Below are 12,951 nucleotides of genomic sequence, written 5' to 3' on the forward strand. Positions count from 1 at the left end.
ACGCCCCGCCGACCCCGTCGGCGGGGCGTCGTCGTTAAAAACGCCGTTTGCAATGCCGCCATGCCGCCGCCGCGCTGGTCGCCGGGGGGCTTGCGGCGCTAAGGTTTGCGAAAGGGTCGGTGCCGTATCATCCGCAGGCCCCCCTCACACATCGACATGCACAGAGCATCCGTCATGCTGCGTCCCGCACGTCCCACAGACGCCGCCGCGATCGCCGACCTCGTCGCCATGGCCGACCCCAAAAGCATTGGTGGTCTGACCGGCATCGAAGATCCGGTTCAGGCGATGGAAGCCTTCCGCGGTCTGATCCGCGGCCGGTCCGGCGTCGCCTCGCATCTTTATGCCCGCGTCTTCGAAGAGGCCGGCCGCCCGATCGGGGTGGTGGTGGCCTATCCCGGCCGTCTGGTCACTGGCCCCGCCGTCCCGGCCGAAGCCCGGGTGACCGAGGCCGATGAATTCTACATCGACAATGTCGCGGTCTTCCCGGAACACCGCGGCCGCGGCGTCGCCCGCCGGCTGATCGTCTCGGCCGAAACCGCCGCACGCGGCAACGGCTTCCCCGCCGTCTCGCTGATCGTCGACGAACGCAACCTCGCCGCCCGCGGTCTCTACGAGAAGCTCGGCTACGCGGTCTCGGGCCGCGCGGTCGTGCGCGGGGAAAGCTTCCACCGCATGCGCAAGCCCCTCGTCGCCGAGCAGACCGCGCCGCGCGCCGCGGCCCTCGCCTGATGAAGCCAGGCCCGGCACCAGAGCCCGGCGGCACGCGCATCTGGCCCCGGCGGACCCGGGCTGCCGCCATGGTCATGCTGGCCGCCGTGCCGCTGGTGCTGCTCGCCTGGCTGTTCAAGACACCGGGCTGGGGGCTGGCCGCGGGCATCGCGCTCGCCGCCTATCTCGCCCTCACCTGGCAGGATCTGCGCCGCCCCACAAGGCGGGTGGTCGGCGCCATGCTGGCGATCGGCTGGGCGGCCCAGCTCGCCACCGGTGCCGGGCCCGAGGCGCTGATCCGTGCGCTCTCGGCCAATGCCGTGGTCGGCGTGCTGATCGTCGCCTGCGGCCTGCTGGCGGTGCCGGCGGCAAGCCCGCGCTATGTCGCCGAACTCACCCGGCTTGTCTCGGGCACCGAGGGGCGCCGGCCGCCGCTCGGCCGGCTGGCGCTGGTGTTCTGGACTGGTCATGTGCTGGGGGCGCTGCTCAACATCTCGGCGCTGTCGGTGCTGCTGCCGGCGCTGGGCGGTGCCCGGGCGCGCGACGGCCGGCTGATGCGCAGCCTGCATCGCGGCTTCGGCCTTGCCGGGTTCTGGAGCCCGTTCTACGCCACGGTCGCGATCGTGCTGATCGCCTATCCGGGGGCCGGCTGGCCGGGCCTGCTGGCCGCCACTTTGCCGATCATCCCGGCCGCTTTCCTGCTCGACATGGGGGCGGCGCTGCGTCATGGCCGCACCGCCCTTGCCCGCTCGGTCGAAACCGCCGTGCCGGAGGACGAGGCGCCCTCGCCATCGGGGCCACGCCGGCGCGGGCCCTCGCTCTGGCTGGCGGCGGGCGGTCTCGCCACCCTCGGCATCGGCCTCGACATGGTCATGCCCGGCCCGACGCTGGTCTGGGTGATCGTGGCGGCGCTGGCCGCCGCCCTGATCTGGATGATCTGGGCCAACGGCACCGCCGCCACCTGGGACCGGCTGATCCGCCCGCGGCTGATCGGCCCGCCGGGCATGACGCTTCAGGCCAATGAAATCGCGGTCTTCGCGGCGGCAGGTCCCCTCGCCGCCGGCCTGGCGGCGATCCTGGCGCCGGCGGCCGGCAATATCGCCGCCGTCGCCGATGCCATGCCGCTCTGGCTGGCCATCCTGGCGGTGGAGTTCGTGATCTTCGGCCTGTCGCATCTGGGCGTGCACCCGGTGGCCTCGATCCTGCTGGTCGCAGGCGCCCTGCCCCCCGAGGTCGTGGCCGGTCGCGAGGCGGTTTTTGCGGGGGCGAGCCTCGCCGGCTATACCCTCACCCTGCTCGCCTCGCCCTTCAGCGTCACCGGCCAGGTCTTCGCCAGCCTGACCGGCGCCAGCCCCTGGAACCAGACCGTCACCCGCAATATCGGCTATGCCCTGCTGCTGGCGCTGCTCGCCGCCTTCTGGCTGGATCTGGGTGCCATGGCGCTGGTTTCGGCCATCGGCTGATTCCCCCGCCCCGTCAACGGGGACCCTGGCCCTCGCGCATCCGCAGCCAGCCGCGCACGAAGCGCCAGACCATCCAGATCCAGGTGATCCCCAGCACCACGAAGCCGATGAAGATCACGGTCAGGGCGGCGCCGATGATGTTGGCGATCACGCCGAACCAGAAGGTCTCGACCAGATAGCGGTAATGCGCCCGCTCGGTGGTTTCGGTGTCGAGCATGAAAAAGCGGACATGGGCGATGATGCTGGCCACCACCAGCGGCAGGGCGGTCAGCATGCCCAGCAGATGCAGGCCGTAGGTCACGGTCAGCATCACCTCGGCCTGATGGGCGGTGCGGTCGTCCGCGCCGGGCCTGAGTTCGAATTTCGGTGTGCTCTGGACCATGCTGATCCGGGCTCCCTGCGATCGGTGTGGCGGCATCACGCGAAGCGCTTGGCTTTGCGGCCGCTTCGGGCGAAATGTAGGCATGGTCGCGAGCCATCGCCAGCGTCCCGATGCGTCAGCCCCTCAAACATGCCTCCGAGGAGCCCTCTCCGGCCATGTTCCTGCATACCCTCACCGCCCTCACCCTTGCCATGCTGATCGCCCCTGCGGCGCAGGCCGATGTACCGCCCGCCCTGCTCGATGCCGCCCGCGACGCAAAGGTCGTGCTGCTGGGCGAACGCCACGACCATGCCGGCCACCATCTGATGCAGGAAGAAACCTACCGGGCGCTGATCGCCACTGGCCACCGGCCGGCGCTGGTGATGGAGATGTTCAGCCGCGACGCCCAGCCGGCGATCGATGCGCTGCTGGCGGGCCTCGGCACCGCCCCCGATCAGCGGGCGCTCGATCTGGCGCTGGAGCAGATGCCGCAGATCTCGGGATTCACCGCCGGCGGCTGGCAGGACTGGGCCGCCTATCGCCCGATCGTGGCCGTGGCGCTGGAACACGGCCTGCCGGTCCGGGCAGCGGACTGGCCGCGGCAGACGCGGCGGGCCCTGGCCCTGGAAGGCTGGCAGGCCCTGCCCTCGGGCTTCGTTCAGCATTTCGCGCTCGACGAGCCGGCGGAGCCGGATGTCGAAGACGGGCTGGCCCGGGCGATCGTCGAAGGCCATTGCGGCCATGCCCCCGGCGATGCGCTGGAAGGCATGGTCCGGGTGCAGCGGGCCCGTGATGCCGGCATTGCCGGCGCGGCGCTCGACGCCCTGGCAGCGGCCGGGGTCGATCAGGTGCTGGTGATCGCAGGCGCGGGCCATGTCCGCCGCGATCTGGGGGCGCCGCTCTATCTGAAGGCCGCCGCCCCGGAACTGCCGATACTGACGGTGGGCCTGGCCGAGACCGGCGAGAGCGATGCCGCCCCCGATCTGCGCCCGGCCCGCGACGAAGAGCCGTTCGATCTCGTCTGGGTGGCAGAGGCCCAGCCGCGCGAAGATCCGTGCAAGGCCTTTGCCGACCAGCTGCGCAACATGAAACGCCAGTGATACGGCGGCCCGATCCGCCTTATGGCCGATCTGCGTCCCCGGCAAGCCGGCCGATGATGAAAGCTGCCGAGATGTCGATCGCCTCGCGCGCGGCTTCGAGGCTGGCGAGACTGAACGGAAAGCAGTACCTCATACCACCGCGTTCACATGTTCAGCATGCGGCCACCATCGACCACGATCTCGCTGCCGATCGTCCATGCCGAGTCGTCGGATGCCAGATAGACCACCGCCTTGACGACTTCCTCGGCGCTGCCGAAGCGGCCGGCCGGGATCCCCGCGATGATGTCCCTGTTGACCTGCTCGCGATAAGCATCGGGAACACCGAGCTTGTCGTAGAGCGGCGTGTCGATCGGACCGGGGCTGACCGCGTTGAACCGGATGCCGCGCTGCAGGAGTTCCGCAGACAGCGTCTTCGACAGATTGAGGAAAGCCGCCTTGGTGGCACCATAGACCGACGAGGTGGCGGCACCGACATGCGCATTGATGGAGGTGTTGAGCACGACCGATGCCGGGTTGGCGAAAACAGGCAGCAGCGCCTGAGTCAGGAAGTACGGCCCCTTGACGTTGATCGCAAAGATCCGGTCGAACGCCTCCGGTGTCCAGGATTCGATCGGCTGCCAGATCGAGATGCCGGCGTTGAGAAAGGCGACGTCCAACTGGCCGTAGTGCTCCTTCACCGCGGCGGCGAGTGCCTGCTGTTCTTCCACGCGCGCACTGTCGGCCCTGATGACGGGAACCTCGGCGCCGAGGACCGACCTCGCCTGTGCAATCGTGTCGGGATTGTTGCCCGTCACGATGACGCGCGCGCCTTCGTTCAGGAACTGCCGGGCGGCTTCGAGGCCGATCCCGCTCGTGCCACCGGTGATGAGGGTGCGCTTTCCGTTGAGTCGTGTCATATGCCTTGTCCTGTTGATTGACGTCTTTGCTGCAACCGACAGGGCGGGCCTCGCCACGGCCGGCCCCGTCGGTCCTCTGAAAACATGGGCAACCCGCACGCGGCGTGCGTGCCGGATACGCTCAGCTTCTTGCCCGATCATCTCAAGCTGCCCGCGCTGAACAGCGGCTCCCGTGTAGTCCGCAAATGGCCGGGACGCCCGACCTGAAGCGTCGCTGCCCGGACATGGCGGCGGGATGCCTGAAGTCAGGCCGCGGCCAGTGCCCCGTTCTGACGCAGATGATTGCGGAAGCGGTCGGCGTAGTCGGGCACGACGGCGTCGCGGACGCTCGGCCGCGCCGCCAGCGCGGCGCGCCACGCCGTGATGCGTGGCAGGCCATCGAAAACCGCCTGCGATACAGCCGGGTCGATGATCCCGAAATAGCGGAAGAGCGGAGCATAAACCGCATCGACCATGCCGAAATCGGGACCGGCGAAATACGGCCCGGCGCCCAGCTCCGCCTCCAGCCTGCGCAGCTTGTCGCGAAGTGCGGAGCGCCGGGCGTCAGCGGTCGGAACGTCGACGGCATGGAGAAACTGCCAGGCGTCGGCCATGGTCTGGGTTGCGAACTCGATCCAGGCGCGGTGCCGGGCGCGGGCGAGAGGATCCTCGGGGTACATCGAGGCACCGCCCAGCGTTTCGTTCAGATATTCGCAGATCACCATGCTCTCGAAGACAACGGCATCCTCTCCGTCGGGCTGGCGCACCTTGAGCACGGGCACCTTGCCGGTCGGCGACAGCGCCAGAAACCAGTCCGGCCTGGCCGACAGGTCGACATTTATTCGTTCAAACGGCACCCCCTTTTCCAGAAGGGTGATCGCGGCGCGCTGGACGAACGGACAGAGCGGATGGCTTATAAGGGTGAGATTTGTGTCGGTCATGGAGCGCGGCCCTTTCTCGGGATGATCCGGTCAGGCACCGCTGCTGCATTGCGGTGCCGGTCCGATACCAGCCAGATGGTCCCCAGACGTGCCGCGCGCCCGCCCGATCGTCTCAACTCATTGCCCGATTGTCTCAAGGGCTTTGCCCGGGGGGCGAGGGATGTCATGATGAGACGATGAGCGATACTCTTCAGCCCCATCTGGACCTTGCCCGGCGCCACGCGCGATCGGGGATGACCGTGACGCCGATCCCCCGCCTGGAAATAGGCGTCGGTCAGGCGACGTCCGGCACGTCACCCTGCCTTTACCGCTCGATGATCTGCTTCATCCTTCAGGGCTCGAAGGAGGTGACCATTCACGACAACCTGCTCCGCTATGGTGCGGGGCAGTATCTGATCAGCGCGCTGGACTTGCCGCTGAGCGGCCAGATCTACGATGCGGGCCATGGTCGGCCATATGTTGCCGTCTCGCTCGTTCTCGATCCTGCACAGCTTGCGCAGATGGCGTCCACAATGCCGCCCGTCCGCGACCCCGATGCGCCGGGCAGCGGCATCGCGATCAATCCGCTGACGCCACAGCTTCGCGACACGTTGCTGCGCCTGCTCGCGCTGCTCGATACGCCGGGCGACATCCCCGTCCTGGCCCCGATCGCCGAGCGTGAATTGCTCTACCGTCTCCTGCAGGGACCGCAGGGGCGCCTGTTGCGTCATATCGCCCGGCCCGAGGGCGCACTTGGCCGGATCCGGCGCGCCGTCGAGTGGATCCGCGAGCACCACAATACCCGGTTGCGGATCAAAGACCTGTGCGATGTGAGCGGCATGAGCCGCGCCAGCCTGCACCGCCACTTCGTGGCATTGACCGGACTGAGCCCGATTCAGTACCAGAAACAGATCCGCCTGCAGGAAGCACGGACATTGCTTCTGGCCGGCAACCACAATGCTGCCGACGTCGCCTTCGCCGTCGGCTACGAAAGCGCCTCGCAGTTCAGCCGCGAATATCTGAGGCAGTTCGGTGCACCACCCGTCCGTGACCTGCAGCGGCTCAGGCAGTCGATCACAGGCATCCGGCGCCCCCAGCCCCAGGGCGACGATGGAGTGAGCGCTTGAGGAAACTCGTGTGATCGGCGTCAGCCGACCCGGGCCGCCGCTTCGCGTGCGGCTGCCGGGTCGAGCAGCAGCGAGGTGACGTCGAGCGAGGTCCGCAGGTCCCGCCGCGGCCCGCCCAGCAGATGGGCGTACATGAAGGCATCGCCCAGACGCACGATCGCCTCGGCCAGCACGGGGATCGGCAGCCAGGGCGTGAAGCGTCCGGCGGCCTGTTCGGTCGCCATCACCTCGCCCAGCAGCCGGGCGGAGCGGGTCTCGATCGGCCCCATCGAGGTCGCGAGCCGGATGAACAGCAACGGTTCGCGCTGCACGAAGATCTTGAGCGGCTCGGCGTCGAGCACATCGGTCATGAACCGGTTGAGCAGCGCCACGATGCCGGGCACGCCGGTCTCCCGGATGTCGCGCTGGGCGCGGCGGAAGCTGTATTCGGTGCGATCGGCCAGCACCAGCCCCAGCAGCCGGTCGCGATTGCCGACCCGGCGATAGAGCGTCGCCCGGCCCACCCCCAGTTCGACCGCCAGATCCGACATGTCGATCGCCTCGCCGCGGGTATAGCGGCGCACGGCCGCCTTCACCACCTCGGCCTCGGCGGTGTTGCGCGGGCGATCGTCTTCCAGCCCGCCTTCGGCCAGGCCCGGGGTCTTCGCGGCAAGGCCCGGCGTCTTCGCGGCCCGGCTGCGTGCCGGGGCCGTCTGCGCCGCCGACATGCGGCGGGATCGTGTCGGGGATGCGTCGTTCATCTATCCTGCCTGTGGTGGCCGCCGAAACGGGTCGTGGCACGCTGACCGAAATCGCGGCCGGTGCTGAGACAGTGTATCACGAAACCGGGCCCGGCTGAAAACCGGCGACACTCAGTCGGCAACCGGGCGGCCGCGATTGCGCTTGATCGCCCCACGCTTCGTCTTCTCGTCCATCCGTCGCCGCTTCGCGCCCAGTGACGGCCGGGTCGGGCGGCGCAGCGGGTCGCGGTGGCGGGCCTCGGCGATCATCCGGCGCAGCCGGTCCCGCGCGTCCTCGCGATTGCGCTCGCGACTGCGGAACCGGTCGGCGAGCAGCACGATATCGCCCTCGGCCGTCGCCCGGCTGCCGGCCAGCGCCAGCAGGCGGCGCCGGGTCTCGTCATCGCCCACGAACCGCGCCCCGGCCACCCGGAAGCGCAGACGGACGGCGGTCGACACCTTGTTCACATTCTGCCCGCCGGGCCCCGAGGCCAGCAGATAGCTCTCCTCGATCGCCGCCTCGTCGAGGCGGACGTTCCGGGCAGCGCGGTCGAGATCATCTTCCCTGAGGCTCATGCCCCCAAAATGGCCGCAGGGGGTGCGGCATGCAAGTAATGCCGCACCCCCACCTGTCGTCCGGGACATGCCGATGTCGTCAGGCCCGCACCGTCTGCAGGAAGTCCTCCACCTGCCGGCGGAGATCCTCGCCGTTCCGCCCCAGATCGCCCGCGGCCGAGAGCACCTGATTGGCGGCGAGGTCGGTTTCCCGCGCCGCCGCGGTGACGCTGCCGATATTACCCGTGACCTCGACCGTGCCCTGGCTCGCTTCCTGGACATTGCGCGAGATTTCGCGGGTCGCCGCGCCCTGTTCCTGCATGGCGGCGGAAATCGCGGTCGAGATTTCATTCACCCGATTGATGGTCGCGCCGATCTCTTCGATCGCATGGGCCGAGTCGCGGGTCGCGTCCTGGATCGACCGGATCTGGGCGGCAATCTCTTCGGTCGCCCGCGCGGTCTGCACCGCCAGCGTCTTGACTTCAGAGGCCACCACCGCGAAGCCCTTGCCGGCCTCGCCGGCGCGGGCCGCCTCGATGGTCGCATTCAGCGCCAGCAGATTGGTCTGAGAGGCGATGTCGTTGATCAGCTGCACCACATTGCCGACCTTCTGCGCCGCCTCGGACAGGTTCTTCACCCGCAGACCGGTGGCGTCGGCCTGACGCACCGCCTCGCTGACGATGCCGCTCGACTGGTTGACCCGGTCGCCGATCTCGCCGATCGCGGCCGAAAGCTGCTCGGCCGCCGCCGCCACGGTCTGGATGTTCTGGCTGGCCTGTTCGGTCGCACTCGCAGCCGCCGTGGACCGCCGGCTGGTCTCGTCGGCCGTGACCGTCATGGTCTCGGCGGTCGACCGCAACTCGGTCGCGGCCGACGTGACCCCGTTCAGAACCCCGCCGACCGAGGCCTCGAAACGGTCGGCCATGTCGCGCATCGCCTGGCGCCGGGCGGCTTCGGCCGCCGCCTGATCCTCGGCACGCTGGGCGATGTTGCGCCGCAGATCCCCCTGCATGCGGGTCAGCGCCGTCGCCAGCCGGCCGACCTCGTCCTTCTGATCGACCGTCAGGCTCTGGTCGAAGCGCCCTTCGGCAATGCCGTCGGCAAAGCCGGCGCAGGCGCGGATCGGCCGGGCGATCCCGCGGGCGGCAAGCGCCACCACCAGGATCGCGCCAAGCACCACCGCAAGCCCGACCCCCAGCGAGACCAGCGTGTCGCGCGTCGACCGTTCGGCCATATCGCCGCTCAACGCATTGACCGAGGCGAGCGCCACATCCCGCGGCACCGAGATCACCACCGACCACGGCGTGGCAGTGTCGCCGAAACGGATCGGCGAGAAGACGTCGATATCGGGATGGCCCTGACGGTCGAGCACCGTCGCCTCACCGGCGCGGATCACCTCAAGCCCGTCGGTCCAGCTGTCGCCGGCCGCGGTCACCGGCTGGCCGATCGTCTCGGGCGCGCCGCTGTCGGCCACGATCAGCCCGGCATCGCTGATGATCGCAACCCGGCTTCGGCCGTCATAGAGCGCGTTCGACACCTTCACCGCCAGCGCCTGGATGAAATCCAGGTTGTAGTCGGTGCCGGCCACGCCGCGGAAACGGCCGTCGATCATGATCGGCACCGACAGCGTCGCCAGGAAGACCGGCTTGCCCTGCACGATATAGGGCAGCGGACCCAGGATGTTCTCGCGGCCGGTCTCGGCCGGGCCTATATACCAGCCGCCCTTGACCAGACCGTTGGGATGACGGTCGCTGCTGTCGTATTCGACCAGCGGCTGGATCGCGATCCGGCCGTCGGTGCCACGGGTCCAGTAGGGCAGGAAACGGCCGGTCGCATCCGATCCGTGCTCGCGGTCGCCGCGGAAGGCGGCATCGGCGCCATCCAGCGCATCCGGTTCCCAGGCCGAATAGGTGCCGTTCAGCGCCGGATCCTGCGCCAGCGCCTGGCGGAGCATCGTGTTCAGCTGGTCGCGCCGCTGCCCGGCCGGCGTGCCTGCCGGACCATCCGTGGCCAGCACCGCGAAGCTGCGCGCCAGCGTCCGGGCAGTATCGAGCCCGGCTTCCAGCTGGGCCTTGATCGCCGCCGCCTCGGTTGCCGCCCGGTTTTGCAGCGCCGCCTTGGTCTGGCCGTCGACGATCCCGAGCACGCTCTCGGTAACATATTCATGCGTGTTGCGCGCCGATACCAGGCTGAACCCCACCAGCACCACCACCGTCGTCGCAAGGCACAGCCCCGCGGTCAGCGCGATCCTGGCCTGCACGCTGGTCAGCCGCCCCGACAGAACAGACACCATCTTTCCCCCTCCACACCGCGCCTGAATCAAATCCTGATGTACAAAGTATTCGATCCCCGAAAATCCGCCTTGATCGATGTCAAATGATCTTCATTAACAAATGGTTAGCTTAATTCCCAACTCAACCGCACATGAATAAAGGACCGCAAATGTCTTTGCAGATCATATGATTTGATATGTTCAGCATGAATGCATGCCAGTGGCAAAAGTAGCAAGACGACGAAATGACATAACACTCTTTACGCCCTGGTAAGGTCGAAAGTCGCACTCTGAAGCGCACGTTCTCATGAATCTCCCCGGGACGCCTCCAGATGAAGCTCGCACACAAGATCCTGGCGCCGGTCGCGATCCTTGCCGCCATCGCCATCCTGATCGCCCTCGCCGGCATGATTGGCCTGAACCGGATGGGTGATGCCGCCCATCGCATGGCCGACGATTCCGACCTGGTGATCAAGACGTCGGAACTCAGAAGCGTCAGCCGGGCGCTGCAGCGCGATGCGCTGAACCTGATCTTCGAGCCCGAAGCCGGCCGTGCCTCGATCGCCAGCCGCTTCGACAGCCGCGCCCAGGCCATGGAGGCCCAGCTGGTGGCGATCGAGGCCGTCGTCGGCGACCGCGACCGCCGGTTCATCGGGCTGCAGCGCGAGGTGATCCGGGCCCTGATCCGCGTGCGGGAACTGGCGCTGGCGGGGGAGACCGATGCTGCGCATCAGGCCTTCATCAACGGCGTGCGCCAGGCCGAGCGTGCGGCATCGGAGCTGACCGACCCGATGATCGACGACGGCATCGCCGAGGTCGCGGCCCAGTCCACCGGCCTGGAAGACACCCGGACCTCGGTCATGAGTGTGATGCTGGCCACCGCCGTGATCGGCATCCTGGCCGGCGTCCTGCTCTCGAGCCTGGTCGCGCGCCGCGGGGTCATCGCCCCGCTTGGCCGGATGACCGGGGCGATGGCGCGGCTGAAGGCCCGGGATTACGGTTTCGATCTGGCCGATGCCGGCCGCAGCGACGAGATCGGCGCCATGGCCGCCGCGGTCGCGACCTTCCGCGATGCGATGCAGGAAACCGACCGGCTGCAGGCCGAACAGCGTGCCGCCGAAGAACGTACCCTCCGCCGCCTGGCCCGCCGGGCCGAGCTGGTGAAGGAGTTCGTCGACGGCATGAACGGCCTCTCTGCCCGCCTGGCCGACGAGGCCCGGCAGCTGGAAACCGATGCCGGCGCGCTTTCGGGCGCCGCCGCCGAGACCAGCCGGATGACCGCCAGCACCAGCACCGCCACCGACCGCACCACCGCCAATGTCCAGACGGTGGCGGCCGCGACCGAGGAACTCTCGGCCTCGATCGGCGAGATCAGCGCGCGGGCGAACGAAACCGCCTCAACCTCGGGCAGCAGTGCCAACGAGGCCCGGCGAACCGCCGATCAGGTCGGCCAGCTGCGCCGCACGGCCGAAGAGATCGGCCAGGTGGTGGCACTGATCACCGACGTCGCCGCCCAGACCAATCTTCTGGCGCTGAACGCCACGATCGAGGCCGCCCGCGCCGGCGAGGCGGGCAAGGGCTTCGCGGTCGTCGCCGCCGAGGTGAAGACGCTCGCCACCCAGACCGGGCGGGCGACCGAAGAAATCCGCGCCAAGGTCGCCGCGGTCCAGACCGCAACCGACGGCGCCGTCGCCTCGATCGAGCGCATCGTCGGGATGATCGGCGAGATCAGCAGCATGACCACCTCGATCGCGACCGCGGTGGAAGAACAGTCCGCCGCCACCGGCGAAATCACCCGCAATGTGCAGGAAGCGGCCAACGGCACCGAGCAGATCCGCCAGGATGTGCAGGTGCTGGACCAGACCGCCACCCGCACCCACGACATCGCCGGCCGGGTCGGCGGCTTCTCGACCGAGGTTTCGCGCCGGTCGGGCGAGCTGCGCGATCTGGTTGCGGGTTTCGTCAGCCGCCTGTCCGAATCGGAAGCGGCGGCCTGAGCGGCCGGGCCATTTCGGCCAGCCGCCGGACCCGCTCCGCCGTCGCGGGGTGGGTCCGCAGCAGGCCGGGCCCCTGGTGGCGCAGGCGGAAGATCGCCTCCCAGGGGCCCGAACGCTCCAGCGCCAGCAGGGCCCTGGCCAGCGCCGCCGGATCGCCGGTCAGCCGCGCCGCCTCCAGATCGGCCGCGAATTCACGGGTGCGGGAGAGCGCCAGCTGCATCAGCCCCACAAGCCCGGGGGCGGCGATCAGCAGCAGCACCGCCGCCAGGGGCACGGTGACGGCACCCAGCAGGATCAGTGGCAGGTTCAGGGCCAGCAGGGCGATGCCGAGCCAGGCCATCAGCCCGGTGATCCGCCCCAGCCCGTCGGCCAGACGCATGATCTTGAGGTCGCCATTGGCGATATGCGCCAGTTCATGGGCCAGCACCGCCATCAGTTCCGGGGGCGTCAGGCGGCGCAGCAGCCCGTCGGTGATCACCACCACCGGCACGCCGGCATCGTCCAGCGCAAAGGCGTTGGGCTGGCGCGCCGGGCACCAGCAGAGCCGCGGGCGGGCATGGATCCCGGCACGGGCGGCCAGCGCCGCCAGGGCGTCGTGGATTTCCGGAAGGGCCGCATAGGGGATCGGGCGGGCGCGATGGGCGCGCAGCACCAGCCCGGCCGGCAGGCCCGGCAGCAGCAGGGCCGCGGCGACGGCACCGGCCAGCGCCCACGGAATGCCGCCGGGGCCCCAGACGATCCAGCTGGTCAGGCACAGAACCAGCGCCATGCCAGCGACCAGCAGAACCGACCAGGCAAGATTGCGCAGAACCTGGCGTGTGGTTGCCATCCGTCACCTCCGCCCGCGACGCCAC

12 protein-coding genes are annotated in these 12,951 nt (G+C 69.0%); 5 read left to right on the forward strand and 7 right to left on the reverse strand.

All coding sequences use genetic code 11. The features are described 5' to 3' along the window. Positions 1 to 174: 174 nt before the first annotated feature. Together TMO_RS29470 and TMO_RS12525 are read left to right on the forward strand one after the other, a co-directional pair. Positions 175 to 729, forward strand: a complete 555-nt coding sequence (locus TMO_RS29470) for a GNAT family N-acetyltransferase (protein WP_014745999.1) — start codon at positions 175 to 177, stop codon at positions 727 to 729. A 68-nt stretch (positions 730 to 797) separates the two neighbouring features. After that, the gene (locus TMO_RS12525; RefSeq protein WP_014746000.1) at positions 798 to 2,171 is read left to right on the forward strand and encodes a hypothetical protein; all 1,374 of its coding nucleotides are present in this window, start codon (positions 798 to 800) and stop codon (positions 2,169 to 2,171) included. Positions 2,172 to 2,184: 13 nt separating this feature from the next. On the opposite strand, the gene TMO_RS12530 is transcribed toward TMO_RS12525, so the two are convergent. Next, positions 2,185 to 2,553 (reverse strand): DUF4870 family protein, encoded by a 369-nt coding sequence (locus TMO_RS12530; protein ID WP_014746001.1) that lies wholly within the window; start codon positions 2,551 to 2,553, stop codon positions 2,185 to 2,187. 155 nt (positions 2,554 to 2,708) lie between these two features. Between TMO_RS12530 and TMO_RS12535 the strand changes: the two genes are divergently transcribed. Further along, positions 2,709 to 3,632 (forward strand): ChaN family lipoprotein, encoded by a 924-nt coding sequence (locus TMO_RS12535; RefSeq protein ID WP_014746002.1) that lies wholly within the window; start codon positions 2,709 to 2,711, stop codon positions 3,630 to 3,632. Positions 3,633 to 3,775: 143 nt separating this feature from the next. On the opposite strand, the gene TMO_RS12540 is transcribed toward TMO_RS12535, so the two are convergent. Together TMO_RS12540 and TMO_RS12545 are read right to left on the reverse strand one after the other, a co-directional pair. Then, a complete protein-coding gene (locus TMO_RS12540; RefSeq protein WP_014746003.1) occupies positions 3,776 to 4,528 on the reverse strand; it encodes an SDR family oxidoreductase in 753 nt (250 codons plus the stop codon). A 245-nt stretch (positions 4,529 to 4,773) separates the two neighbouring features. After that, positions 4,774 to 5,448, reverse strand: coding sequence for a glutathione S-transferase family protein (locus tag TMO_RS12545; RefSeq protein WP_041604954.1), 675 nt, complete (start codon positions 5,446 to 5,448; stop codon positions 4,774 to 4,776). Between the two features lie 176 nt (positions 5,449 to 5,624). Between TMO_RS12545 and TMO_RS12550 the strand changes: the two genes are divergently transcribed. Next, a complete protein-coding gene (locus tag TMO_RS12550) occupies positions 5,625 to 6,554 on the forward strand; it encodes an AraC family transcriptional regulator (protein ID WP_014746005.1) in 930 nt (309 codons plus the stop codon). Positions 6,555 to 6,574: 20 nt separating this feature from the next. Here the strand turns inward: TMO_RS12550 and TMO_RS12555 are convergent, their stop codons facing one another. From TMO_RS12555 to TMO_RS12565, 3 genes are all read right to left on the reverse strand, one after another. Beyond that, entirely contained in the window at positions 6,575 to 7,261 is a 687-nt protein-coding gene (locus TMO_RS12555; RefSeq protein ID WP_014746006.1) for a QsdR family transcriptional regulator, read from the reverse strand. 144 nt (positions 7,262 to 7,405) lie between these two features. Continuing rightward, entirely contained in the window at positions 7,406 to 7,849 is a 444-nt protein-coding gene (gene arfB, locus TMO_RS12560) for an alternative ribosome rescue aminoacyl-tRNA hydrolase ArfB (RefSeq protein WP_014746008.1), read from the reverse strand. Between the two features lie 79 nt (positions 7,850 to 7,928). Then, complete coding sequence (locus TMO_RS12565; RefSeq protein WP_041604956.1) at positions 7,929 to 10,121, reverse strand: methyl-accepting chemotaxis protein; 2,193 nt, start codon at positions 10,119 to 10,121, stop codon at positions 7,929 to 7,931. A gap of 311 nt (positions 10,122 to 10,432) precedes the next feature. Between TMO_RS12565 and TMO_RS12570 the strand changes: the two genes are divergently transcribed. Continuing rightward, positions 10,433 to 12,097, forward strand: a complete 1,665-nt coding sequence (locus TMO_RS12570; protein ID WP_014746010.1) for a methyl-accepting chemotaxis protein — start codon at positions 10,433 to 10,435, stop codon at positions 12,095 to 12,097. Here TMO_RS12570 and TMO_RS12575 read toward each other — a convergent pair. Then, a complete protein-coding gene (locus TMO_RS12575; protein WP_014746011.1) occupies positions 12,063 to 12,926 on the reverse strand; it encodes a zinc metalloprotease HtpX in 864 nt (287 codons plus the stop codon). The two genes, TMO_RS12570 and TMO_RS12575, sit on opposite strands and share 35 nt — an antisense overlap. Positions 12,927 to 12,951 lie beyond the last annotated feature (25 nt).

The sequence above is a fragment of the Tistrella mobilis KA081020-065 genome (assembly GCF_000264455.2).
In the GTDB taxonomy this organism is placed as follows: Bacteria; Pseudomonadota; Alphaproteobacteria; order Tistrellales; family Tistrellaceae; genus Tistrella; species Tistrella mobilis.

Excerpts from the sequence above, each read along its gene's own strand:
- TMO_RS29470 (WP_014745999.1), top strand. The coding sequence starts at position 175 with ATGCTGCGTCCCGCACGTCCCACAGACGCCGCCGCGATCGCCGACCTC.
- TMO_RS12525 (WP_014746000.1), top strand. The coding sequence starts at position 798 with ATGGTCATGCTGGCCGCCGTGCCGCTGGTGCTGCTCGCCTGGCTGTTC.
- TMO_RS12530 (WP_014746001.1), bottom strand. The coding sequence starts at position 2,553 with ATGGTCCAGAGCACACCGAAATTCGAACTCAGGCCCGGCGCGGACGAC.
- TMO_RS12535 (WP_014746002.1), top strand. The coding sequence starts at position 2,709 with ATGTTCCTGCATACCCTCACCGCCCTCACCCTTGCCATGCTGATCGCC.
- TMO_RS12540 (WP_014746003.1), bottom strand. The coding sequence starts at position 4,528 with ATGACACGACTCAACGGAAAGCGCACCCTCATCACCGGTGGCACGAGC.
- TMO_RS12545 (WP_041604954.1), bottom strand. The coding sequence starts at position 5,448 with ATGACCGACACAAATCTCACCCTTATAAGCCATCCGCTCTGTCCGTTC.
- TMO_RS12550 (WP_014746005.1), top strand. The coding sequence starts at position 5,625 with ATGAGCGATACTCTTCAGCCCCATCTGGACCTTGCCCGGCGCCACGCG.
- TMO_RS12555 (WP_014746006.1), bottom strand. The coding sequence starts at position 7,261 with ATGTCGGCGGCGCAGACGGCCCCGGCACGCAGCCGGGCCGCGAAGACG.
- arfB (WP_014746008.1), bottom strand. The coding sequence starts at position 7,849 with ATGAGCCTCAGGGAAGATGATCTCGACCGCGCTGCCCGGAACGTCCGC.
- TMO_RS12565 (WP_041604956.1), bottom strand. The coding sequence starts at position 10,121 with ATGGTGTCTGTTCTGTCGGGGCGGCTGACCAGCGTGCAGGCCAGGATC.
- TMO_RS12570 (WP_014746010.1), top strand. The coding sequence starts at position 10,433 with ATGAAGCTCGCACACAAGATCCTGGCGCCGGTCGCGATCCTTGCCGCC.
- TMO_RS12575 (WP_014746011.1), bottom strand. The coding sequence starts at position 12,926 with ATGGCAACCACACGCCAGGTTCTGCGCAATCTTGCCTGGTCGGTTCTG.